The organism is Halomonas sp. JB37 (genome assembly GCF_002332255.1).
Classification (GTDB): Bacteria; Pseudomonadota; Gammaproteobacteria; order Pseudomonadales; family Halomonadaceae; genus Vreelandella; species Vreelandella casei.
The window spans coordinates 3,395,620-3,417,966 of record NZ_NRGW01000001.1 but is presented as its reverse complement, the minus strand read 5'-3'; the positions used below and the strand labels follow the sequence as shown (position 1 = coordinate 3,417,966).

The 22,347-nt window shown below is 53.8% G+C and carries 20 protein-coding genes; 9 read left to right on the top strand and 11 right to left on the bottom strand.

What is annotated here, in order from left to right; all coding sequences use genetic code 11:
* Positions 1-77: 77 nt before the first annotated feature.
* On the top strand, positions 78-656 hold the full coding sequence (locus CIK78_RS15885) for an NAD(P)H-dependent oxidoreductase (protein WP_096281886.1): 579 nt from the start codon (positions 78-80) through the stop codon (positions 654-656).
* Between the two features lie 79 nt (positions 657-735).
* Here the strand turns inward: CIK78_RS15885 and CIK78_RS15880 are convergent, their stop codons facing one another.
* The 3 genes from CIK78_RS15880 to msrP form a co-directional block, all read right to left on the bottom strand.
* Positions 736-2,523 (bottom strand): S8/S53 family peptidase, encoded by a 1,788-nt coding sequence (locus tag CIK78_RS15880; RefSeq protein WP_096281885.1) that lies wholly within the window; start codon positions 2,521-2,523, stop codon positions 736-738.
* A 104-nt stretch (positions 2,524-2,627) separates the two neighbouring features.
* Positions 2,628-3,245, bottom strand: coding sequence for a protein-methionine-sulfoxide reductase heme-binding subunit MsrQ (gene msrQ / locus CIK78_RS15875; protein WP_096281884.1), 618 nt, complete (start codon positions 3,243-3,245; stop codon positions 2,628-2,630).
* Entirely contained in the window at positions 3,245-4,267 is a 1,023-nt protein-coding gene (msrP, locus tag CIK78_RS15870) for a protein-methionine-sulfoxide reductase catalytic subunit MsrP (RefSeq protein ID WP_096281883.1), read from the bottom strand. Before msrP ends, msrQ begins: the two co-directional genes overlap by 1 nt.
* A gap of 208 nt (positions 4,268-4,475) precedes the next feature.
* On the opposite strand from msrP, the gene CIK78_RS15865 reads away from it, so the two are divergent.
* A complete protein-coding gene (locus CIK78_RS15865; protein ID WP_096281882.1) occupies positions 4,476-6,131 on the top strand; it encodes an FMN-binding glutamate synthase family protein in 1,656 nt (551 codons plus the stop codon).
* A 58-nt stretch (positions 6,132-6,189) separates the two neighbouring features.
* Here CIK78_RS15865 and CIK78_RS15860 read toward each other — a convergent pair whose 3' ends face one another.
* Positions 6,190-7,044 carry a sulfurtransferase gene (locus CIK78_RS15860; RefSeq protein ID WP_096281881.1) on the bottom strand — a complete coding sequence of 285 codons (855 nt, stop codon included), beginning with the start codon at positions 7,042-7,044 and terminating at the stop codon, positions 6,190-6,192.
* 230 nt (positions 7,045-7,274) lie between these two features.
* On the opposite strand from CIK78_RS15860, the gene CIK78_RS15855 reads away from it, so the two are divergent.
* The 4 genes from CIK78_RS15855 to CIK78_RS15840 all read left to right on the top strand — a co-directional run bounded on the left by CIK78_RS15855 (position 7,275) and on the right by CIK78_RS15840 (position 11,831).
* A complete protein-coding gene (locus CIK78_RS15855; protein WP_096281880.1) occupies positions 7,275-8,249 on the top strand; it encodes a DUF2157 domain-containing protein in 975 nt (324 codons plus the stop codon).
* Positions 8,213-9,340, top strand: a complete 1,128-nt coding sequence (locus tag CIK78_RS15850; RefSeq protein WP_225734317.1) for a DUF4401 domain-containing protein — start codon at positions 8,213-8,215, stop codon at positions 9,338-9,340. The genes CIK78_RS15855 and CIK78_RS15850 overlap by 37 nt, the downstream gene beginning before the upstream one ends.
* A complete protein-coding gene (locus CIK78_RS15845; protein WP_096281879.1) occupies positions 9,330-9,854 on the top strand; it encodes a GDYXXLXY domain-containing protein in 525 nt (174 codons plus the stop codon). The genes CIK78_RS15850 and CIK78_RS15845 overlap by 11 nt, the downstream gene beginning before the upstream one ends.
* 243 nt (positions 9,855-10,097) lie before the next feature.
* A complete protein-coding gene (locus CIK78_RS15840) occupies positions 10,098-11,831 on the top strand; it encodes a mechanosensitive ion channel domain-containing protein (protein ID WP_096281878.1) in 1,734 nt (577 codons plus the stop codon).
* A gap of 129 nt (positions 11,832-11,960) precedes the next feature.
* Here CIK78_RS15840 and CIK78_RS15835 read toward each other — a convergent pair whose 3' ends face one another.
* A complete protein-coding gene (locus CIK78_RS15835) occupies positions 11,961-12,560 on the bottom strand; it encodes a nitroreductase family protein (RefSeq protein ID WP_096281877.1) in 600 nt (199 codons plus the stop codon).
* Positions 12,561-12,743: 183 nt separating this feature from the next.
* On the bottom strand, positions 12,744-16,214 hold the full coding sequence (locus CIK78_RS15830) for an acyl-[ACP]--phospholipid O-acyltransferase (protein WP_096281876.1): 3,471 nt from the start codon (positions 16,212-16,214) through the stop codon (positions 12,744-12,746).
* Positions 16,215-16,353: 139 nt separating this feature from the next.
* Between CIK78_RS15830 and CIK78_RS15825 the strand changes: the two genes are divergently transcribed.
* Complete coding sequence (locus CIK78_RS15825) at positions 16,354-17,094, top strand: helix-turn-helix domain-containing protein (protein WP_096281875.1); 741 nt, start codon at positions 16,354-16,356, stop codon at positions 17,092-17,094.
* A 16-nt stretch (positions 17,095-17,110) separates the two neighbouring features.
* On the opposite strand, the gene CIK78_RS15820 is transcribed toward CIK78_RS15825, so the two are convergent.
* Positions 17,111-18,040 carry a LysR substrate-binding domain-containing protein gene (locus CIK78_RS15820; protein WP_096281874.1) on the bottom strand — a complete coding sequence of 310 codons (930 nt, stop codon included), beginning with the start codon at positions 18,038-18,040 and terminating at the stop codon, positions 17,111-17,113.
* A gap of 97 nt (positions 18,041-18,137) precedes the next feature.
* Here CIK78_RS15820 and CIK78_RS15815 point away from each other — a divergent pair, with 97 nt between their 5' ends.
* Positions 18,138-19,055 (top strand): DMT family transporter, encoded by a 918-nt coding sequence (locus CIK78_RS15815; protein ID WP_096281873.1) that lies wholly within the window; start codon positions 18,138-18,140, stop codon positions 19,053-19,055.
* 25 nt (positions 19,056-19,080) lie between these two features.
* The gene (locus CIK78_RS15810) at positions 19,081-20,049 is read left to right on the top strand and encodes a putative RNA methyltransferase (RefSeq protein WP_096281872.1); all 969 of its coding nucleotides are present in this window, start codon (positions 19,081-19,083) and stop codon (positions 20,047-20,049) included.
* Between the two features lie 117 nt (positions 20,050-20,166).
* On the opposite strand, the gene CIK78_RS15805 is transcribed toward CIK78_RS15810, so the two are convergent.
* The 4 genes from CIK78_RS15805 to CIK78_RS15790 form a co-directional block, all read right to left on the bottom strand.
* Positions 20,167-20,373 (bottom strand): cold-shock protein, encoded by a 207-nt coding sequence (locus tag CIK78_RS15805; protein WP_096281871.1) that lies wholly within the window; start codon positions 20,371-20,373, stop codon positions 20,167-20,169.
* Between the two features lie 231 nt (positions 20,374-20,604).
* A complete protein-coding gene (locus CIK78_RS15800) occupies positions 20,605-20,820 on the bottom strand; it encodes a TIGR02450 family Trp-rich protein (RefSeq protein ID WP_096281870.1) in 216 nt (71 codons plus the stop codon).
* A 53-nt stretch (positions 20,821-20,873) separates the two neighbouring features.
* Positions 20,874-21,362 (bottom strand): DUF6438 domain-containing protein, encoded by a 489-nt coding sequence (locus CIK78_RS15795; RefSeq protein ID WP_096281869.1) that lies wholly within the window; start codon positions 21,360-21,362, stop codon positions 20,874-20,876.
* Positions 21,363-21,441: 79 nt separating this feature from the next.
* On the bottom strand, positions 21,442-22,227 hold the full coding sequence (locus tag CIK78_RS15790) for a GntR family transcriptional regulator (protein ID WP_176483416.1): 786 nt from the start codon (positions 22,225-22,227) through the stop codon (positions 21,442-21,444).
* Positions 22,228-22,347 lie beyond the last annotated feature (120 nt).

Sequence of the window (22,347 nt, the reverse complement as noted above, 5' to 3'; positions counted from 1 at the left end):
CCATATGCAGCTCTAGCTATGCTGCTTAGCTATATTATATAGCCAAGTTGCTAGGTAATTATTTAGGAATTCAAGCAATGAAGATTTTACTGATTAATGGCGGAAAAGCGTTCGCTCACTCTGGCGGTGAACTCAATAATACGCTGCAAAGCGTGGCAGTGAGTACATTGCAGGCGTTGGGGCATGAGGTGCGCGAGACAGTGATTGACCAAGGTTATAATGCAGATGCCGAGGTGCAGAGCTATTTGTGGGCCGATACGATTGTGTATCAAATGCCTGGCTGGTGGATGGGCGCCCCCTGGATCGTCAAGCGCTATATTGATGAAGTGTTTACTGCGGGGCACGGTTCACTCTACGCCAGCGATGGCCGTTCGCGCCAAGATCCTAGCAAGCAGTACGGCAGCGGAGGCTTACTGCAGGGGCGCCGCTATATGCTGTCGTTGACCTGGAACGCGCCTTTGGAAGCATTCGAAGCGCCGGGTAACTTCTTTGAAGGGCGAGGAGTGGATGGGGTGTACTTTCCGTTTCATAAATCGCAGGAGTTTATCGGCTTAGCGGCGCTGCCGACGTTTATTGCCAACGATGTGATGAAAGTGCCTAACGTTGAGCGTGATACCGATGCTTATCGCCGCCATCTGCGCACAGTTTTTGGCTAAACATAAGTTAAAGCCCACCTCGTAAGGTGGGCTTGTCTGGATCGTGTGGCTTGTCTTGCCTCCTCTTGACTAGCTCAGCTCAGCGCTCTCGGTCCAAGCTCTGAACGGTGAGGTCTAGCGCTTTGTACATGTCTAACCTGGCTGACAGGCCGATATCCGGGTGATCGAGTTCATTAGCACGTTCCGATGGCAGTATCGGCGCGGTGAGGTCATCGGCATCGGTCGGTTCGAAATCGTACTCTTCACCGATGGTCATAGCGCTACGACGCAATAGCATGCGCAATTGCGCCGGTGTAAGAGCGGGGTCTATCGACATCATGGCTGCCAATAAACCGGCCACCAGGGGCGTTGCGTAAGAGGTGCCGCAATGGGCAGGGCCTTGCTCTCCCTCTATCAGAGAAGAGCCTCTAACGCAGGCGGCTGCCGTTATGTCGACGCGCATATCAATATTCGACGCGTCGCGTTTGACCACGTAACCAGGGTCGTCAACCTGCAGTTCTTGATCGCCTTGCTGATGACCACCCACCACAAACAGCTGGTCGGTCACGAAAGAGGACGGTAGACGATAATCATCACTTCCAGAAAACGACGAGGCGTTACCCGCTGAGTTGACGACTACCACGTCGGGATGTTCGCGGCGTAGCCATAAGAAGAATTCTTCGAGTAGCTCCTCATAGCCGCTCATGGCGATACCGGAACGCACCAGCGAGTCGACTTCTTCTCCGTCAATATCGATGGCCCCCACTCGATGAATGCCCCAGCTCCAGTTGAGTACGCGTACACCGTCTTCCACCAGATTGACCGACGCGGCGATATTGGCGGTAATGCCCGCATCCGAATTGCGGTCAACAATCACATCGAAGCCTGGGCCTACCGAGTCTAGCCCGCGTAGAAAGCCGCTATTGCCGCCTTCATTCCAGGCGGCGGCAAATACGCCGGCAACCGTTGTGCCATGCCCGTCGGGCGCGACGGCATCGCGTGCATAGACACAGGTTCTAAGAGAGTCCGTGCGACAGTCGCCCAGGTAGTCGGCAAAATCCGGTGCGTCGAAGTCTACTTCCCGCTCGATGACGCCAATGCGAATGGGCTGAGTCTCGATATCGCCGCCCTGACGTGGCAGGCGCCGCTTATAATAATTTACCGCGTCTAAAAAGCGATTTGACGCCCAGTCCTGGTCGTCGGCTGCGGGCAGCTCATCGGTCTCGCTCTCAACGCTTTCTTCTGCGCCTGATTCTTCGACCACCACCGCATCGACGCTGACTTCACTGCCTAGCCTGAGTACTAGCGCATCGCGTGCATCTAAGTTGCTGACCGGAAGGCGCAGCTGGTAGGTGTTAAGCGGCGGGATTATACCGACCACCTCTGCACCGTACTTTTCTGCTAATCGCTGGGCTTCTTCGGCACCTTCGTAGCTTTCTTCAATAATCACGCTGACCAGATCCACGTAGGTGGTCAGGCCATCCATGTTCTCCGCCAGCTCTTGGTCCGTGGCCGCTACCACGTGACTGCCTTTGAGGCTTATCCATACCGGGTTGCTCGCTTGGTCGTGTTGCTCAAACCACAGCGGGCCGCTTTGTGTGTCGGCGCTGGTGATGCGGACACGTATATTTTCATCCGTGTGATCAAGGTTTTCGGCCTGAAGCGGTATTCCGTTCAGCTTTACCTGAAAATCGCTGTTATCAAGCCCGCTGACGTTCAGGCAGAACTCTTGAATATCTTGCTGTAAAAGATCGCCACAGCGCTGCAGTTGTTCAACGCGCAAAGGTTGTTCATCACCTATAGACTGCTCCGCGCTTGCGTCAGCTGCGAGCAATAGCGATCCTAACGCTATTACCCGACGGGTAGCGCCTAAATATTTTACGGCCATTATTACTACTCCAATACGGTATTAGACTGTCTGCCCATAGCATAACGGCATTAGGTGAACTGAACATGAACCCAGCCTGCAAGAGCTTACCTTGTCAAGGGTATTTAACGGCTAAACCGCTGACGAAACTTAGGCAGGGTGCGAGCAACAGGCGGTAGGCGGGTGGCCATTATCAATGCAGCAACGGCGGCATAGATGGCCCATTCGCGCAGATCGGCGCGCACTATCCAAAAGAAGTGCAGCAGTGCCAATGCTAAAATAGCGTAAGAGAATTTGTGCAATGGTTTCCAGCGCTTGCCTAGGCGTTTCATCGCCCAGCGGTTGGAAGTCGCACCCAGCACGGCAAGGCCGGTTAGCGCGATCATGCCCACAATAATGTAGGGCCGTTTGACAATTTCGCTGCCTAGCAGCGCCCAGTTAAGCCCCAGAATAAATAGCGCATAGCTGAGCAAATGCAGCGTGGCGTAGGCCAGTGTCCATAAACCTAGCTGGCGCCGAATGAGTGCAAAGCCTTTCCAACGGGTCAGCTTGGTGAGAGGCGTGAGGCTTAGCGTGAGCAGCAGCATCCACAGTGCGCCAATGCCGATGTTGAGTAGCAGGTAACGCCCGGGCTCAGGGCCAGCAGCGTTATTGGCGACTTGCCAGCCCCAAAACAGTAGCGGTGTTAATGCCGCCAAGAAAACGCCAATGCGCCAAACAAGCCATATGCGCGGTGCTGCCATCAGTAATTAGCCCTTAAATCCAATCCCGCATACATCTCGGCAACTTCGTCCGCGTAGCCGTTAAACATAAGCGTATCAATATGGTTCGGGCTGAACAGGCTGTTGGGCAGCCGCCGTTCGGAGGCTTGGCTCCAGCGTGGGTGGTCAACCTGTGGGTTCACGTTAGCGTAGAAGCCGTATTCGTTGGCGGCAATCTCCTGCCAGGAGTTGACCGGCTGCTCTTCAACTAACGAAATGCGCACAATCGATTTGATGCTCTTAAAGCCATATTTCCATGGCACCACTAATCGTAAGGGGGCGCCGTTTTGATTAGGCAGTTCGCGGCCATACATGCCCATCGCCAGTAACGTGAGCGGGTTCATGGCCTCGTCTAAACGCAGACCTTCCACGTAGGGCCAGTCAATCAGCGAGAACGACGAGCGCTGCCCTGGCATCTGATCCGGGTCTACCAGCGTTTCAAAACGCACGTATTTTGCTTTGCTGGTAGGATCGGCGCGCTTGATTATCTCGGCTAGGGGAATGCCTAACCAGGGAATGACCATCGACCACGCCTCGACGCAGCGCAGGCGGTAAATACGCTCTTCAAACTGCGACGGCTTGGCGAAGTCTTCAAGCGTAAAGCGCCCGCCGTTGTTAACTTCACCGTCGACCACCACGCTCCAGGGCTGAGTTTCTAAGCTGCCTGCATGACGGGCTGGGTCACTTTTTCCCGAACCGAATTCGAAAAAATTGTTATAGCTGCTGACATCCTCAAAGGGGGCGATAATGTCTTTTTCAGGATCGCTTGGGGTGACTGCGCGCCACTCAGTTTGGCTAATCTTTTCGCTTAACCAGGGCGGTGCACTGCCGTCGGGCACATCAGAATAGTCAGCGGCATTGGCGTAAGCTTTTTGTCCCGCCAGAGCAATCCCCGCGCCTAGGCCCGCCATGCCACCCATAAAGCGACGACGTGAAAGGTAAATAGACTCCGGCGTTACATCGGATTCGTGTAAATCACTGGGTTTGGCAATTTTTATAAGCATATGATGCCTCCGCTAGGAAAAGCTTGCGCACAGCGTGGGTAGTGAATGCTGCATTGGATATTACTTAGAGTGGTAAGTTCACCAAAACTTATACTAATCCTCTCCATTAAATAGAGCGAATTGGGCTGGTGAGCCGCTACCTTGCTCCGATATGCTACCTAGGCCGTCATACCCTTTTGCAGACGGTTGATAAGGAGTTTGTGTTCTCATGATAGAAGCTCGGGGATTAACCCGCATTCCTTTGCGCAATGCCGCCTTTGTTGCCTGCGTGATCCTACTGGTCATCTCGCTTATTGGCTTAGTGTTTTCGCTTGTATGGCTAGTGGGCGTGGCACTTTTTGGCCTTCTTGCTTGGCTAGGCTTGCACGACATGCGCCAAACGCGGCGAACGGTCAGCCGTAATTACCCAATCTTGGCCCACATTCGATATACCTTGGAATCCATTGGCCCTGAAATACGCCAGTACTTTATTCAGTCGGATTTGGACGAGCGCCCGTTCTCCCGCGAGCAGCGTGCCGTGGTGTATCAGCGCTCTAAAAATGAGAGCGATAAGAAGCCTTTCGGCTCACTGTTGGATATGTATAAACCGGGCCATGAGTGGATCAATCATTCGCTGCTGCCCTATGCAATTGAAGACGCTGACTTTCGGGTTCGAGTAGGCGGTAGCCGCTGTAGTCAGCCTTATTTTGCTAGCGTGCTTAATATTTCGGCGATGAGCTTTGGCTCGCTTTCAGGCAATGCCATCGAAGCGCTGAATGCGGGCGCCTGCAAAGGGGGCTTCTATCACGACACCGGTGAAGGGTCGATTTCCCGCTATCATCGCATTCACGGTGGCGATTTAGTCTGGGAAATCGGCTCCGGCTATTTCGGCTGCCGCCACGACGATGGCTCGTTTAACGAGGAACGGTTTGCCGCCAACGCCAGCGATGATCAGGTCAAAATGATCGAAATAAAGCTGTCGCAGGGAGCCAAGCCCGGCCATGGTGGCATACTGCCGGCGGCTAAAGTGACCGCAGAAATTGCCGAGGCCAGGGAAGTGCCCATGGGCCAGGATGTGATTTCTCCCGCCGCTCACACCGCCTTCTCTTCACCGCTAGAGCTGATGGAATTTATTGCCCGCCTACGTGCGCTTTCCGGCGGCAAGCCGGTTGGGTTTAAGCTGGCAATTGGCCACCCCTGGGAGTGGTTTGCGATTGTAAAGGCCATGCTGGAGACCGGTGAGCGGCCTGATTTTATTGTGGTGGATGGCGGCGAAGGGGGAACCGGTGCCGCGCCGTTAGAATTTATTAACCGTATGGGCGTGCCGCTCACCGAAGCCGTGACGCTAGTGCACAACACGCTTGTTGGGGCTGGGCTGCGCGAGGAAATTCGCATCGGTGCTGCTGGCAAAATCACATCGGGTTTTAATATTGCCCGCACGTTGGCGCTGGGGGCCGACTGGTGCAATGCCGCCAGGGGCTTTATGTTTTCACTGGGCTGTATTCAGGCGCTCAACTGTCACTCCGATAAGTGCCCAAGCGGCGTGGCAACCCAGGATCCTAAGCGCAGCCGTCATTTGGATATTGCTGACAAAACGGAGCGGGTATATCACTTCCACCGCAATACGCTAAAAGCGCTGGCGGAAATGCTAGGGGCGGCAGGGCTCACCCACCCGAGTGAGCTGGGGCCAGAACATATCATCCGCCGCGTATCGGAAAATGAGATTCAGTCCTACGATCAGGTCTTTACGTTCTTGAAACCCAATGAGCTACTGCATTCTAAATGTGAGCACACCGTGTTTAAGCACTATTGGGAAGATGCCCGAGCGGACTCTTTCTTGCCGCCCCCGGCGATAGAGCGGCTGCGCTTTACTAAGTTGGAGTGACAGCTATGGCTACTGGGTTTCCGAGTGCTCACCTGCGTTTAGCGTTGGGAGTGAGGATTTAGTCGCCGGTAGCGATAGCCCGTTGAGGGTCGGTGATCCATTCGCTCCAGGAACCTGCGTACAGGCTGGCCAGAGGGTAACCTGCCAGGCAAAGGGCAAACAGGTTATGGCAGGCGGTTACGCCAGAGCCGCAATAGGCCACCAACGCTTCCGGTGAGCGCCCGCCAAGCTTCTCGGCAAAACGCTGCTTGAGCTGCGGCACGGGCAAAAAACGTCCGTCGCTGCCCAGGTTGTCGGTAAACGCCGCGCATTGCGCGCCGGGGATATGCCCGGCTACCGGGTCGATAGGCTCTACATCACCTCGAAAGCGTGGCAAGCCTCGGGCATCCAGTAAGGTGAGGTTCGGCTGGCCAAGGCGCTGCTGTAGTTGCTTGGCCTCCAGCAGCAGGCGGTTATCTGGCTGACCGCTGAAATGCCCGGGAACACTCTGCGGTGAATCCTGGCTCAAGGGCAGGCCGACGGCGAGCCAGGCGTTCAAGCCGCCATCAAGAATGAACACGCCATCTCGCTTACCCAGCCACGCCAGCAGCCACCACGCCCGGGCGGCATAGGCACCGGTGCCATCGTCATAAAGCACGATGGTAGCGTCGTTATCAATGCCCCAGTCTCGCAGGCGATCAACCAGCTGTGCGGGGTCCGGTAAGGGATGACGGCCGGTCACTCCCGGGATAACCGGCGAGCTCAGGTCGCGGTTCAGGTCAGCGAAATGCGCCCCGGCGATATGCCCCGCGGCATAACTTTGCTGCCCATAGCCCGGGTTTTCCAAAGCAAAGCGGCAATCCAGAATCACCAGGCCGGGCTGCTGTTGCTTTTGGCCTAGAGCAAGTGGGCTAATTAGCTGTGCGAGGGACATAGCGGGCTCCTGAAAAATAAGTCGAACATTGATCCTACTGCATTTCTTATAAGGCGTGGGCCTGGAAGACGTAAAACCTTATAGTGCTTCCTTCTTTCATTGTTAATCCTAAGTACGCATCAATGGCACTGACGGCCTCTTTCGCTCGCGCGCGTTAGCGTCTATGGTCAGGCTATGCTGACCGATCGGCATTGTTGAGTGCTAACTTCTCTACCTTCCCAAGGAATGCCATGGCTTCTTCACGCCGTGAACTGGTGTCGTTAATTGAGCAAAGCGTCATACCGCCAGAGCAGGTGACACACGCTATTGAGGCTGCTGGGTTGAGGCCATCGCCCCGTGACTGGGCGATCTTTGTTGATCGATTACTGCTGTGGCTAGGCGGGCTGGCGCTAGCCTTTGCGGTGTTGTTTTTTATTGCTTATAACTGGCTCGAGATGGAGCGTTGGCTGCGCTTTGGCGTGGTGCAAGCCGCGGTGTTGCTGGCGGTAGGTATCGCCGTGTGGGCCAAGACTCGCCTGACCTTACAGCGTGTGGCGCTAACGTCGGCCACTTTGTTAGTGGGTGTACTGCTAGCGCTGTTTGGTCAGGTGTACCAAACCGGTGCTGACCCCTGGCAGCTGTTCTTTATCTGGGCGTTGCTAACGTTGCCCTGGGTCTGGGTGGCACGTTTTGAGCTACTTTGGGTTCTGTGGTTAGGGCTGCTCAATCTTGCAATCGGGCTTTATTTTCGTACTTGGGGTGGACCGTTTGGCGCCCTGGCAAACAGTGACGCTGCGCTGTGGGGGTTGTTGGGGATCAATACCCTTGCATTGATCTTCTGGGAGTGGGGCGCTTATTCCGGGCGTTGGGGTGAAGGTCGTTGGGCCGCTCGCTTGCTCGCGGTGGGCAGCGGGGTACCGGTCACGCTGCTATTGATGTCCCTGATTGCCGAGATGCAGCCGATGTGGTCGTCAGTGCTGGTGATTTATCCTCTCTGGCTTGTGGCGCTGTATACCGGTTATCGCCACTGGCAGCCGGATCTGTTCATGATCGCAGGTGGCTGCGTCTCAGTGATTGCCGTGGCCACGTGGCTGCTTGCTCGATACTGGCTATGGGAAGGTGAGTGGCAGGCAGGAAGTTTGTTGTTTATGGCCATCGCGGTGCTAGCGATGGGCGCCGGGGCTGTCATATGGCTGAAACGGCTACACCGGGAGACATGGCAATGATGCGCAGAGCCGACGATGCTCAAACAAATAGTTTAAAAGCCAAGCTGACCCAGTCAGGCATTGTGTTAAACGCTTCTACGCTGCCGGCGACGCTAGAAACACCGTGGTTTGTGCGCGTGTTGCAGGCTTTTTCCGGTTGGCTGGCGGCGTTTTTTTTACTGGGCTTTATCGCCATTGGCGGAGTGTTTGTTGTCGAGAGCGCCGCTGCATCGTTGGGTCTGGGGCTCGTTTTGATCGGCGCTGCTTTTGCGCTACTGCGGGCAGCTCACAGTGATGTGCTCGAACATCTGGCGCTCGCCATTAGCTTAGCCGGGCAGCTACTAGTGGGCTGGGCCGCCATCGAGCATTGGAATAACGCTGCCTATGTATGGTGGTCGATGCTGGGTTTGCAGAGCGCACTGGCGCTGGTGATGCCAAGCGTAACGCATCGTGGCTTTTCTGCCTTTGCTGCCAGCGTAGCGCTGTATCTGGCGTGGGTAACAGCGGCAACGGGGATGGCCGCCAGTGGCATTGTGCTGTGTGCACTAACCGCACTTTGGTTAAACGAATTTCGCTGGCCACGTCGCATTAAAGAGATGCAGGCGTGGGGCTATGGACTAGCGTTGGGCCTGCTGGTCACTCAGGGGCTAGCGCATGCGGGTCATCCGCTGCCGTTTCTTTATGAAGCGCTGGATAGCAATTTAGTGCGGCTAGGGGTTTGGATGAGCGTTGGGCTCGTTGCGCTGGCACAGCTGATTCTTTTCCAGGCGCTGTTTAACAAACAGCCTTTAGCTAGCGTGCGCTGGGTGACCTACGCTGCCGGTGCGGTGCTGTTGGGGGTGACGTTTTATGTCCCTAGCGTAGGCCAGGGCGTGGTGGTCATGCTGTTAGGCTTTGCTATTGGCAATCGCGTGCTGACGGGGTTGGGGATGCTTTCGCTGATGCTGGCGATCGGCAGCTATTACTACTGGCTGGACGCAACGCTTCTGACGAAGTCGATAGCGCTTTTGGTGATGGGAACCCTGCTGCTAGGGCTGCGTTTTGGGCTACACCGGAGGTGGGAAGCTAGGATTGCTCACTCGAGCGATGGGAGCGTAGACAATGATGCCTAACGCGAAAGCAAGCAGGCTGGTGATTCTCGTGGGCATGTTTCTGGTGTTGGCCGTGATTAATGGGGCAATTTGGCAGAAAGAGCGTCATTTGGCGCTGGGTGAGATTGTCTACCTTGAGCTCGCGCCTGTCGACCCGCGCTCATTGATGCAGGGCGACTACATGTCTTTGAACTTTGCTATCACCAGCCGCATTCAAACGACGTTGGACCAAGAGAGTAACTCCCCGAATGCCCGCAATGGCAACGTCGTTGTGCGCTTAGATGATCAGTATATCGCCCACTTCCAGCGATTAGATGATGGCAGCCCGATCGGTGATCAGGAGCGGCGCCTACAGTATCGACTGCGCAATGGCTATGTGCGTTTTGCTACCAATGCTTTCTTCTTCCAGGAAGGTCATGCCGAACGCTATCAATCCGCCCGCTACGGGCAGTTTCGCATTAACGACCAGGGCGCGCCGCTGCTGGTTGCTTTATACGATAGCGAGTTGAAGTCGCTAGGCAGCCTGGTTAGATAGCGTGCTGTGAAACACATATTCGCATTGCGGATGCCCATGTTTGCTAAACCGAATAGAGAAAAGGAGTGCATGATTGATGAGAACGGTGCTGCTCCTTGCGTCATCAAATAAGATAGGCTGTACTTTACGCTTACTCCTTTTACCACACTGACATGGATGGCCCTGTGATGATCACAAGGCTGGCTACGTAATTGGTCTGTCGATGGTCGGTAAGCTGGTTCATCTCACTTAATAAAGGCATGTATGAAAGCAAATGGCTTATGGCCCGCATGGATGGTGCTGATCGCAGCACTGCTATTTTCCAGCGTGTGTGTGGCGCAAACTCAGGGAGAAGAGAGCGAAGATAATCGGTGGTTTGCTGTTGATGAAGTAAATACGGGACTTGAAGAAGCGCCGGAGGACGTCAACTTAATTACCCCACGCGAGGCTATTCGAAGTTTTCAAACGCTGGCGGACAACGAAGAGTTTGCGGCGGCGGCGCATGTTCTCAATTTGTCTGATTTATCGCCTGCCGAGCAGCGCGAACAAGGCCCGGAGCTAGCCAAACAGTTGGCTGAAGTATTCAAGCGTGGTGAGTTGCTGAACGTTGCCAACCTTCCTGGCCGCCGAGACGCGCTCATTGAGAATACGGCTGGGCAGGAGCCTAATCCTCAAGCAGGCCAGCCGCGTCGAGACTTGGAAATAACGTCGCTGAAAGTGGGCAGTGATACTTACGATATACGGCTGGGCCGTTACCGAGCCGGTGATCAGGATCCCGTTTGGCTGATTATGTCAGACAGCGTGTCGTCGATTCCGCTACTTTATAAAGAATATGGCCCTTCCATGCTGGAGGAGCATATTCCGGAACGCTTTAAGGAATCGCTTGGCGTGCTGATGATTTGGGAGTGGATCGCCATTCCCATTTTCCTGATATTGGTTGCGCTCATGGGGTGGGGGGTTTATCGCTTTGTTGGGTTGCTGGCGGAGCTAATTCCTTCCGGCGCAAAAAGCATCTTTGTGGGCAGAATAAAAGGCCCCATGGCACTCATCATGATGTCTCTGGTGACGCAGATGGTGCTGGACTATGTGGTCTCTTTCTCTGCTATCGCTATGGGTACCTTCCGCGTTGTGTTAACCGCCATTCTGGCGTGGGGCGCGGCAACCATTGCACTGCGCTTGGTCGATACCATTATGCTGCGTATGACGCGGCGTTTAGTGGGCGAGATTGATGACACAAAATCTCGTGATGAGCGCCGGCTGCTGACATCGCTCTACGCGTTACGCCGCGTCATCATTCTGATCACGGTCATTGCAGTATCGGTTTACGTACTCAGCCAGGTTCAGATCTTCGAAACACTAGGCTTGTCTATTCTCGCCTCCGCAAGCGTTCTTGCGGTACTGGTCGGTATTGCTGGCCAGGCCATGCTGGGGAACATTCTGTCATCTTTTCAGCTGTCGCTGGCCAAGCCGATCCGAATCGGTGACTTGGTTATGTTTGAAGGGCAGTGGTGCTATGTGGAGGGGATTTTTTATACGTTTATTCGATTGCGCTCATGGGACGAGCGGCGGTTGATCGTACCCGTCACCTATTTTGTGTCTAAACCGTTTGAGAATCTTTCGGTCAAAAGTACCAAGATGTATCGGTTTTTGGAATTGACGCTGCACTTAAGCGCTGACGTTGAGCTCTTAAGGCAAACGTTTTTAGACGTTGCTAAGGATGAAGAGAATGTTATCGAGCACCATAAGCTGCTGTGCTATGTGACAGGGCAAACCGCAACGGCGCAGATCATTACTTTTTACCTGATGACGTCCGACCCGCTAGCAGGCTGGGTGGCAGAAATGAACGTGCGTGAGAAACTGCTGGCCTTTATTCGCGATAACCATCCGGATTGGTGGCCACGCGATGTCATGGTCATTAGCCATAACGATATTGCGCGGGGTGAGCCGGGCAAGCGCTCTACGCCATTGGATAGCGCTGACGTAAAGCCTTCTGAATAGGCACCACAAGCGCTCTTGATGAAGGTCGGCCTCTAAAAGGCATCGCCCGCTGTCGCTGAATAATCAGTGGCGGCGGGCGAAAACAAGTTCGTGATGGGCGCTTACTTAGGACATGTCCTAAGCCGTGGCTTAAGAAAATACGCGGAAGCGTTGCTCATCGTCCATGAACGTTTTTTCGCCAAACGGTGCTTCATTAGAACCGAAGGGCATTTGCGCGCGTAGTGTCCAGGAAGCCGGTAGATCCCAGGCATCAAATACGGCATCGTCGATAATGGGGTTGTAGTGCTGCAGGCTGGCGCCAATGTCGGCCTGTGAAAGGGCCGTCCATACGGCAAACTGGGCAATGCCGGTAGCATGCTCTGACCAAACAGGGAAGTTGTCGGCGTAGAGCGGAAATTTCTCTTGCAGCCCTTTGATGACCTCTTGATCTTCAAAAAACAGCACGGTGCCAGCACCAGCAGCAAAGCTGCTGACCTTCTGCTCAGTAGGCTCAAAAGAGTCCGCAGGTACGATTTTACGCAGCGTTTCCATGACTATCTGCCAGAACTTGTCGTGCTGTTCGTTGAACAGAATAACCGCACGCGAGCTTTGTGAGTTGAACGACGTGGGTGCCTGCTTAACGGCTTCTTTGATCAATGCCGCTGTATCGTCTTGGCTGATGGCAATGTCTTTGCCAATGACATACTGGCTACGACGCTTCTTGAAGATTTCAATAGCTGGATTAGACATTTAACGCTCCTTCTTTGTTTATCCGAATTTTTGAGGGGGAAGATAACCTCAAAACATTGGAAATGAATTTAATACACATCCGGATTAGAAACCATGGAGAAAAGTCAGCGGTTTCAGTGAAAAAAATCCTTTTATTCATCTCTCTAATGATGCCCGCAGGTATCGGTGGCCGAGTAGAGCACTCTATTTCGCGCTTTCGGCCAATCTTTTCTGTGCCAGACGCTTGGCGCCCGCAATATCCTGCTTGCCTGACCCCAAGCGAGGAAGGGCATCCACGGTAAGCCAGTCACTGGGTACCATCATTGATTTCGTGCCGTTAGCGAGCATAGCGGCTTTTACGGTGCTGGCATCTACAGGTGTTTCCGATAGCATTACAATGCGTTCGCCTTTACGACTATCGGGGATGTTGACCGCCATTAGCGCGGTGTCAGGCTCCTCAAGTGCGGCTTTAACGGCCTGTTCTACGGCGCCTAGCGCGACCATCTCGCCGCCAATTTTGGCAAAGCGTGCGTAGCGGTCGATCAGCGTTAAAAAGCCGTCTTCGTCGAGAAATCCTTTGTCCCCAGTGACGTACCAGCGCTGGCCATCAATGTCGCGTAGCGCCTTGGTCGTGCGTTCAGCATCGTTAAGATAGCCCTGCATGACCTGTGGGCCACTGATCAAAATCATACCCGCTTCGCCAGTGGGTAGTTCTTCGAAGCTTTCAGGCGAAACGACTTTGAAACCAGTGCCAGGCAGCGGCATGCCAACGCTGCCAATTTTGCTACCGCGCTGCACCTGCTGGTAATGAATGCTGAGGGCATCCGGTAAGTTGACCGAGGCAACCGGTGACGTCTCCGTCGCGCCATAGCCTTCATAAATCGGTTTGTGGAATTTCAGTGCAAAGCTTGTACGTACGCTGTCATCAAGCTTTTCTGCGCCGGCCACGATCACCCTCAGGCTATCCAGCATTAGCGGATGCACCTTTTGGCTGCGTACGAACAGGCGTAGAAGGCTGGAGGTACCAAACATAATGGTCGCTTTATGCTTGGCAACCGTGCCGGCTATGCCGGGGGCATCGGTTGGGTCGGCGTGACACACTAACGGTACTCCTTCAATGAGCGGTAGCAGCTGCGTGACGGTGAGGCCAAAGGCATGAAACAGCGGCAGCGACCCCATCACAACGTCGTTGCTTTGTGTATTAAGAACGTCAGAGGTCTGTTTGATGTTGGCCATGAGGTTGCGGTGGCTCAACATCACGCCCTTAGGCTGACCTTCGCTACCGCTAGAGAACAGGATCGCGGCCGTTGCATCCGCATCATGGCTACGGCTAAAGCAGCGCTGTAATAGCCACGTGGGCAGTAGGCGTACGGCAAGCCAGGTACTGGCACGCTCGGCGCGGCTGATCGTTGCCTGTAGGGTTTCCAGATACATTACTTGCTGCTGGCCAAATAGCTGGTCAACCGCTAACCCGCGCTGGGCTAGCGTTGCTACAAAGCGCTTTGAAGTGAACACCGTTGTAATCTCTGCCTGGGTGAGCGCCGACGCCAGCGTCTCTTGGCTCGCCGTGTAGTTGAGGTTCACAACGGTTTTTCCCGCCAGCAGTGTGGCCATGTTGGTGATCACTCCAGCGCTGCTGGTGGGCAGCAATAGGCCAACGTTTTGCCCAGGGCAATGCTTACGGATGCGTTTAGATAGCAGTACGCTGGCAGTTAACGCTTGGCTGGCACTGAGCGGACGCCCAAGGATATCGGCCAGCGCAAGCTTGCCTGGGCGGCGCTTAACGCTTTGAATCCAGGCATTAGCAAGCGTGGGTAGTTCGCCCATGGCCCTCTGCCAGGAACGGCTAGCCTGTTCAAAAATACGTCGTTTGAGCACATCGGCGGGCGTGTCTTTGGGCAGTGGTTTTCCAAAAGCGACCACCACCGAACGGTGCAGTGGGGCATTGCGCAGCTCTTTGAGTTTGCTTGATGAATGTGAGAACTGGCTGCCCCATAGTCCACGCAGGTAGAACGGGATTATTTTGACGTCAGGATTGGCCATTTTACAGGCGCGTTCATAGCCGCGCCGAAATTCGCCAAGCTGGCCATTGCGACTAATCGCTCCTTCAGGAAACAAACACACCACTTCTCCGGCATTGAGCAGTTCGGCTACATCGCTTAGCGCCTGTTCGGCAGCGGCGCCGCGTTCGATAGGAATACAGCCCAGCGCTTTAAAGAACCAGCGTAGATACCAGCGCTGGTAAATGCTTTTTAGCATGACAAAACGTACGGGCCGCGGGCTGGCAATTTGCACCATGGCCCAATCCAACCAGCTGATATGGTTGCCCAGTAGCAGCACGCCGCCTTGTGCCGGTAGGTTTTCCAAGCCGTGAACATCCACGCGATAGTGTCGTGTGAGCAGAAAGCTTAGCAGAAGGCGCACTAGGCTTTGGGGTAGCTTGAAGATAGTGTAACCGCCGCCGACCATGGCCACAGCCGCGATGAGAAGCAGCAGATAGTGACTATCCACACCGGCCAGCGCGAATAGCGCCGTGAGCATCAAAAAGCCCAGCATGGCGATATTTTGAATCCAATTGTTGGCAGCCAGCACGGTACCTAATTCGTGATCGGCCGCGTGAAACTGGATCAGCGCATTCAGCGGTACGATAAACAGCCCGCCCATGATGCCAATAAACACGAAATTGAGCGCTTGGCTAAGCGGCGTTGATAACAGGGGAAGGCACCATAGCCCCGCGGCCACGCCGATAGCGCCCAAGGGAATAAGGCCGGTTTCAATACGGTTGCGGGAAAGCTTACTCGCCAGCAGCGACCCGGCTGCAATGCCAATGCCGCTCGCGGCGAGAATTCCTTGAAGCACAAGCGTGTTATCGATACTTAGCGCATCTTTCGCATAGGCGGGGAAGGCTGCCAGCAGCACTTGGCCAACGGACCAAAACGTCGCAAGGCCGATAATCGACAGCCTGAGAACAGGCTGGCGCGCCACGATACGCAGGTTGTCTTTTAGCGCGCGGCCCTTAATGTAGCGCTGCCAGGTAAGCGGTGTTTGGGAGCGTGGCGTGTTGTCCAATGGCAGGCGATAAAGCGTGACCACTTGGAGAGCGCTATTGAGCACGAGCAGCCAGCCCAGCGGTGCAATGTGACGTAACAGCTGCGCTGGTGTCTGGTCATCAGGCGATACCCAGGTTTCAAACAGTGCGGTAAAGGCCACGGTGCCCGCTAAAATAGCGCCGATAGTGACCGCCTGAATCAGCCCGTTGGCTTCCGCCAGACGTGGCTTGCCGAACAGCCCCTTTACCAAGCCGTATTTAGCCGGGGAGTAAAAAGCCGATTGAATGGCAAGCAGTAGCGTCATCGCGAACGCTAACCAGAACCATCCCTGGTAGTACGCGGCGGTGATGCCGAGTGAAATAGCCACCGCCGCCCAGGCAGAAACACGCATGACGCGCACCTTGGGGTAGCTATCTGCCACATGGCCAGCGGGGCTAAACATTAAAATAAATGGCAGCAAAATTAAGCCATTTACCAGGGCCGTGAGTACGACCTGGGTGGTGCCGTCATAGCTTTTGAAGATCGTATTCTGAATAACGATCTTGTGACCCAAATCCACAAACGCATTGAGAAAGATAGCGATCAAGTAGGGCCAGGCGCCCCTCATGTGCAGTACGTTTCGCATGTATAGGTTGCCTTATCAATTCCTAGAAGTAGCAGCAATGTGTGCAAGAGGCGATATTTTTGCAACTCTAATGCGCTAAGTTGTAGCATGCAGGCTTTAGAGTATCTTTATTTGCTACTTTTGGTGCTAGGAGGCGCTTGTGTCCCAGGCCAGTTCACTCATTAAGACCTTGAAACGCCAGCTTCGTGCTCAGGGTAAAACCTACGCTGATGTCGCCCAGTGGCTAGCCTTAAGCGAAGCCTCTGTTAAGCGCCTGTTCGCAGAACAGCACTTCACGCTAGCGCGGCTTGAGTGCATTTGTGATCAGCTTAATATCGAGTTCGTCGAGCTGGTACAGGCCATGCAGAATGACGAACAGCGTTTACAGCAGCTGACCCAGGCTCAAGAGCAAAGTATTGCCGATGATCGCGAGCTGTTTCTGGTCGCTGTGTGCGTCATTAATGGCTATAGCTTCAACGAAATCCATCATCAATACCAGTTGAGCGAGGCCGAATGCACACAGCAACTGGTTAAACTTGAACGGCTTAAGTTGATCGACCTGTTGCCAGGTAACCGGATAAGGCGCCGGGTAGCCGCGAATTTTCGCTGGCGCCCGGGTGGGCCGATCCAGTGCTTTTTCCAGCAATATCTAGCCAGCGAGTTTTTTCGCTCCCGCTTTGATAGTGACAGCGAAAAGCTAATGGTGCTGAACGGCTTGTTGTCCCCCGCGGGTAATGAAGAGTGGCAGCAGACGATGCAGCGCCTCGCAAAAGAGTTTCATGCCCTGTGTGAGCGGGAAAGTAGCCTGCCTATCCATAAGCGCTTTGGCACCACGTCTGTGCTGGCCGTTCGCCAGTGGCAATCGGTGTTGTTTAAAGAGTACGCCCGGGTAGATCGTTAACGTCGCTAAGCAGCCACTATATTGTGCGGAAGTTGGTGGCTTCCTGCTGCAGCCAAGTGACGAAGCGAGCTACCGCCGGTGGCATATCTCCTTCGATAGGCAGAAGTAGATCGTAGGTTAAGGGAGACGCCAGCGAGTATCTGTCTGCAAAAGGGCGTACCAAAACACCGCTAGCGAGCCGATCAGCGACCAAAGGGTAGCTAGCAAGTACCACACCTTGCCCGGCAATGGCCTGATCGAGTGCCAGGCTGTATAGCGAGTATTGCCGCTGATTGGGTTTTTTGTGCATCGCTACCCCAGTGCTTTTAAACCAGTCATGCCAGTTTGGTATTGGGGGACCCGCATGACGACACCAGTCCACGGTGAGCAATGTCTGGGTTAGCAAGTCGCTAGGGGCTTGCAAGTTTGCCTGCTTGAGTAGGGATGGTGAACACACGGGAAAGAGGGTGTCTTCAAACAGTCGCAGACTGGTAACACCCGGCCAGGGGCCTTGGCCATAGCGCAACGCTAAGCGTGCTCTGTTAGGCAACCATAACGGTGAGATTAAGCGCGCTTCGGCATCCAGAGATATTTCAGCTTGCCGTTCGCTAGCTTCAAAGTGGGGTAAGCGAGGGAGTAGCCACAGCTGTAGAAAAGAAGGCGGTGCACTCAGTAGCAATTGAAAGGCATCTTCGGAGCGCTCGGTGACATGCTGTACGCCGTTGGCGATACGCAACAGGCCGGCTTGCACATCTTCAGCCAGCATATGGCCCGCTTCAGTGGCACAAACCCCATTAGCATGGCGTTCAAATAGCTTCACGCCCAAGCGGTCTTCTAACAGTTTAACCTGTCGGCTAACTGCACCCGGGGTAACATCTAGGCGATGTGCAGCGGCTTTGAAGCTATTTTCTCGCACCGCTTCGGCAAACGCACGCAGTGCATTCAGCGGTAGTCTTTCAATTCGCATAGCATGAGTTTTCCTGAGCCTAGGCCTGAAAAGTAATCGTTTGTAGAAAATTGAGCGCCCTGCTGAAATGGCCACCTTGATCTTACAGGAGTACGTAATGAACCATCAAAGGACGGCCTCATTCACTTCTGCTGCCATTTCTCAGCGTAAGTCGATGGATGCTACGGCAGCATCGCTGATGCTGTTGTTTTGTCTGGTGTTGGGATTTCAGCAAGTGGCAATTAAAGGCGTGGCTGAAGATATCTCACCCGTTGTACAAATAGCATTGCGCTCCGCTATCGCAGGATGCCTGGTAGGGTTGCTCGCCTATTGGCGAGGAATTCGTTGGAAAGAGGTGGGCCATCACTGGGGCCCTGGGTTGCTGGTTGGACTCGGATTTGCTGCCGAGTTCGGTTTTGTTGCATGGGGGCTTAACTATACGCTTGCATCACACATGTCGGTCTTTCTTTATACGGCCCCCATCTTTGCGGCGTTGGGATTACATCTTTGGGTGCCTGGTGAGCAGCTTTCAGCCCGCCAATGGTGGGGTGTCGGTCTAGCGTTTTTAGGAATGGTGATAGCGATGGCGCCAAGCGGTGCTTATGGCATCCATATTATTATTGGCGATGCTCTGGGCTTGCTGGCTGGCCTTTCGTGGGCGGCCACGACCGTCGTGATCCGCAGGACCTCGCTTTCCGAGGCGCCGGCAGAGCTTACTCTAAGCTATCAACTAAGCATTACGGCCCTATTGTTACTGCCAGTGGCCGCTCTATCGGGCCAGTTAGTGAATGCACAGTTTACGTCCATGGCTGTCGCTAGCCTTGGCTTTCAGGCGCTAATTATTTCGTTTGCCGCACTGATGCTGTGGTTCACATTGTTGCGTCGTTATCGCGCTTCGCAGTTGGGCGTGTTCTCTTTTCTCGGCCCGCTTTTCGGCGTGCTTTTTGGTACCCTATTGCTCAATGAACCGTTAAGCACCAATTTTCTAATGGGCGGCGGCGTTATCTTAGTCGGCATTGTCCTGGTGACGCGCTAAACCCATAACCTGCGAAGAAATAGCGATGAGCATAACCCCTTTTCAATCACTGGCATGCCCGCTGGATGGCGAGCCCCTTTATCTGGAAGGCAGCACCTGGCGATGTAGCGCTGGGCGTAGCCCTTCAAAGCATGATTTTTCAAAACATGATCCTTCAAAACCTAGTCCTTCAAAACCTAGTCCTTCAAAACACAGCTTTGATATCGCCAAGAAGGGCTATGTGAACTTGCTTCCGGTGCAGCAAAAGCGCTCAAGCGACCCAGGCGATAGTAAAGCCATGGTGGCTGCTCGTCAGCGCTTTCTTGACGCTGGCTACTATCGGCCAATTGCAGATGCGGTGAGTCGTGCCGTGTTGAGCCAGGCGAAGCGTCAGTCGATACGCGATACGCCGTTTAGCTGTTTGGATGCAGGCTGTGGTGAAGGTTACTACCTGCGCCAGTTAGCTAGCGCGGCGCAGGATGCGTTGCCGCTGGCGCTAATGGGTCTGGATATCTCAAAGTGGGCGGTGCTGGCCGCGGCTAAGCAGGATAGTCGGCGGGGGGGGCAGCAAGAACATAGTCAAACACCGCAAAGCCAATGGGTGGTCGGCAGCAACGCGCATTTGCCGGTGCAATCACAAACATTAGACAGTGTGCTGTGCATGTTTGGCTTTCCCGTCATGGGCGAATTTGCGCGCGTGTTGAAACCGGGCGGCATGCTGTTACAGATTGAGGCGGGGCCAAGCCATTTGCGCGAGCTGCGGGAAATTATCTACCCCACCTTAAAGCCCGAGCGTTCAAGTGAGTCAAAGGTGCCGGAGGGTTTTATACATCACCATACTGAGCGCCTCTGCTATTCACTCGCACTTGAAGGCGCTGAAGACATTTCGGATCTGCTGGCGATGACACCGCACCTTTATCGAGCTAGTGCCGAAGGCCGTGCTCGCGCTGGGGCACTTGAAGCACTGTCGATTACGGTAGAAGTGCGCCTGGTGCAGTGGTTGCGAAGTGAGTAGGGCTCAAACGCAATTGTTAACTAGCAAACGCAACAAGGCCCGCATAAGCGGGCCTTGTTATTCGAACCTCGAAAGGTTCGAGCAAACTCAAAAGCGCTATGTTTTAAAAACGTAGACTTAAGAGATTTGCTTGATGTTTGAAGCCTGAAGGCCTTTCTTACCCTGGGTAACGTCAAAAGAAACGTTAGCGCCTTCTTGCAGGGTTTTGAAGCCGTCTGACTGAATTTCAGAGAAATGAGCGAACAGGTCATCGCCGCCGTCAGAAGGAGCAATAAAACCGAAGCCTTTAGTATCGTTGAACCACTTAACTGTGCCAGTAGACATAGTAAAAATCCTTTCGCGCAAAGCGCTTAATAAAGTTCCTGGTATCACCCAGATTAATAGCGGATAAAACAAGGAATACAATTACAGGCTTGCCGAAAGATTTCGTACATATCAATCTCGTACACTTCTGAAACCATGCTGCTTGCTAACCAACTGGCGACACAGTGTCATTAATATTTAGATGTGTCAATGCCTTTCTTGGCTTTTGCCTCTATGGCAGGGTCAGATTCATTACTGCCAGCCCATTTTCCATACGCTGGCATCTTTTAGACGTTGCCACGGCACAACGACTTCGCGATGCGAGTGGATGGCTTCAATCACGACATCGACGACGTTGTCGTCTTCATCGCGCAGCAGCTTGGTCACCAAGAAGTGTTTCTCTTTATTGCTGGGTTGCACCGCCGTCCATTTGCTGTGGTGCAGCTTGCGGGGATTAATAGCGTGCATGGGTACTCCTCGGTGACGATTTTGCATGCTTGTCATCATGGCTAGCCATGCGTTTACTGCTGCACCCACTGTTCAATGTTCAGCTCTTTATTGAGGCTTCTGAGGGTGTTGGTCAGCTCACGGCCACTGTCAGAGTGACAGCCCGTATCGTGTTCCAGTACCGCCTGTTCGCCCTCGCCGTTAATCCAGGTGACGGTATATTGAGGCAGGTCAGTCGCGCGGGGTTCACAATCAAGCGTTTGTTGCGTGGTGCCCATATTCGGCTGCCAAGATGCTAGGCGTGTTTGTAGTGCACTAAACGTCGTCGCATCGCCAGCCAGCGTGCGTTCACCTTCAGTGGCCGTGTGGCGCTCGCCCGTGAAGCGCGTGGTGCCATCTGCCTCAACCGCTACGCTGTAAACAGGGCAGGTGCCGTAGCAAGGGCCTACTTGATAACGAATTTCAGCCAAAGTATCTGAACTGCTCGCGGGCTGATGCTGTGCACAGCCGCTCATCAAAAGTGCCAGTGCCGTTGCCGCTAAACAGATGGTGGGTACGCGCATGCAGAAATTCCTTTTTTGGCTCTATGACGATTGATTGAAAGCAGCTCACAATAGCGGCTGCCATGCTAATGGCAAAACATCATGTGTCCCAAACCTGCTGATTATCATGAGTTTTAACGCCTAATGATACTTGATGTTCATAAGTTTCAGGGCAATAAAAACCTTCGATGAACTCAACCGGTTGCTGATGTTCATCGAAAACGATGCGACTTATGCATAGTAGCGCGTCACCTGGCTCCATCTTAAGCAGATTTGCTTGCTTTGGGGTCGCTAGTTTGGCGGTGATTGTTTGCTTTGCGTGGGAAATCGTTACATTAGCTCGTGCAAATAGAAGTAGCAGGGGCTGAGTAGTTAGGTCGTCTTGCGAAAATGAGCGGCCTATATGTTCAGGAACATAGGTGGTTAATAGCGAGAACGGGGTGCCATGATGACTTCTTATACGAGTTGCTTTTTGTACCAAGCTACCGGCAGTCAATTGCAGCTGATGGGCAATGATGCTGGTGGCAGATACGTAGCCAAAATCTAGCACGTCCACATCCGTAGTCAGTCCCATCGCAATTAGGTTTTCTAGAACTCCAGAGATACTTGCCTGTATCGGCGAGGCTTCGTTGGCAGCGATGGGGAACGTGCCCTTACCGCGGTGTCGTTCAACCAATCCTTCTCGATTAAGGCGCTCCATTGCCTTACGCATTGTGATGCGTGAAACACCAAACTGTTGGGCCAATAATACTTCGTTGGGCATTGATTGATCTGGAGGATAGTTTCCTTCCAGGATCTCCTGACGCAATACCAGATAAACCCGATGATGTTTGGGCCAGGGATCGTTAGAGCTCTCAAATGAGGGCGAGTAAGATAGTTCTCGCACATCGCCTCCTAGGTAAGGTGGGTGTTTTGTTTGTTCTATTGACATAACAAAGATACCATGCATCAATAGCGCATGTTAGCTCGACCAATAACACAAAGCTCTCTGACATGTCTGCTAGAT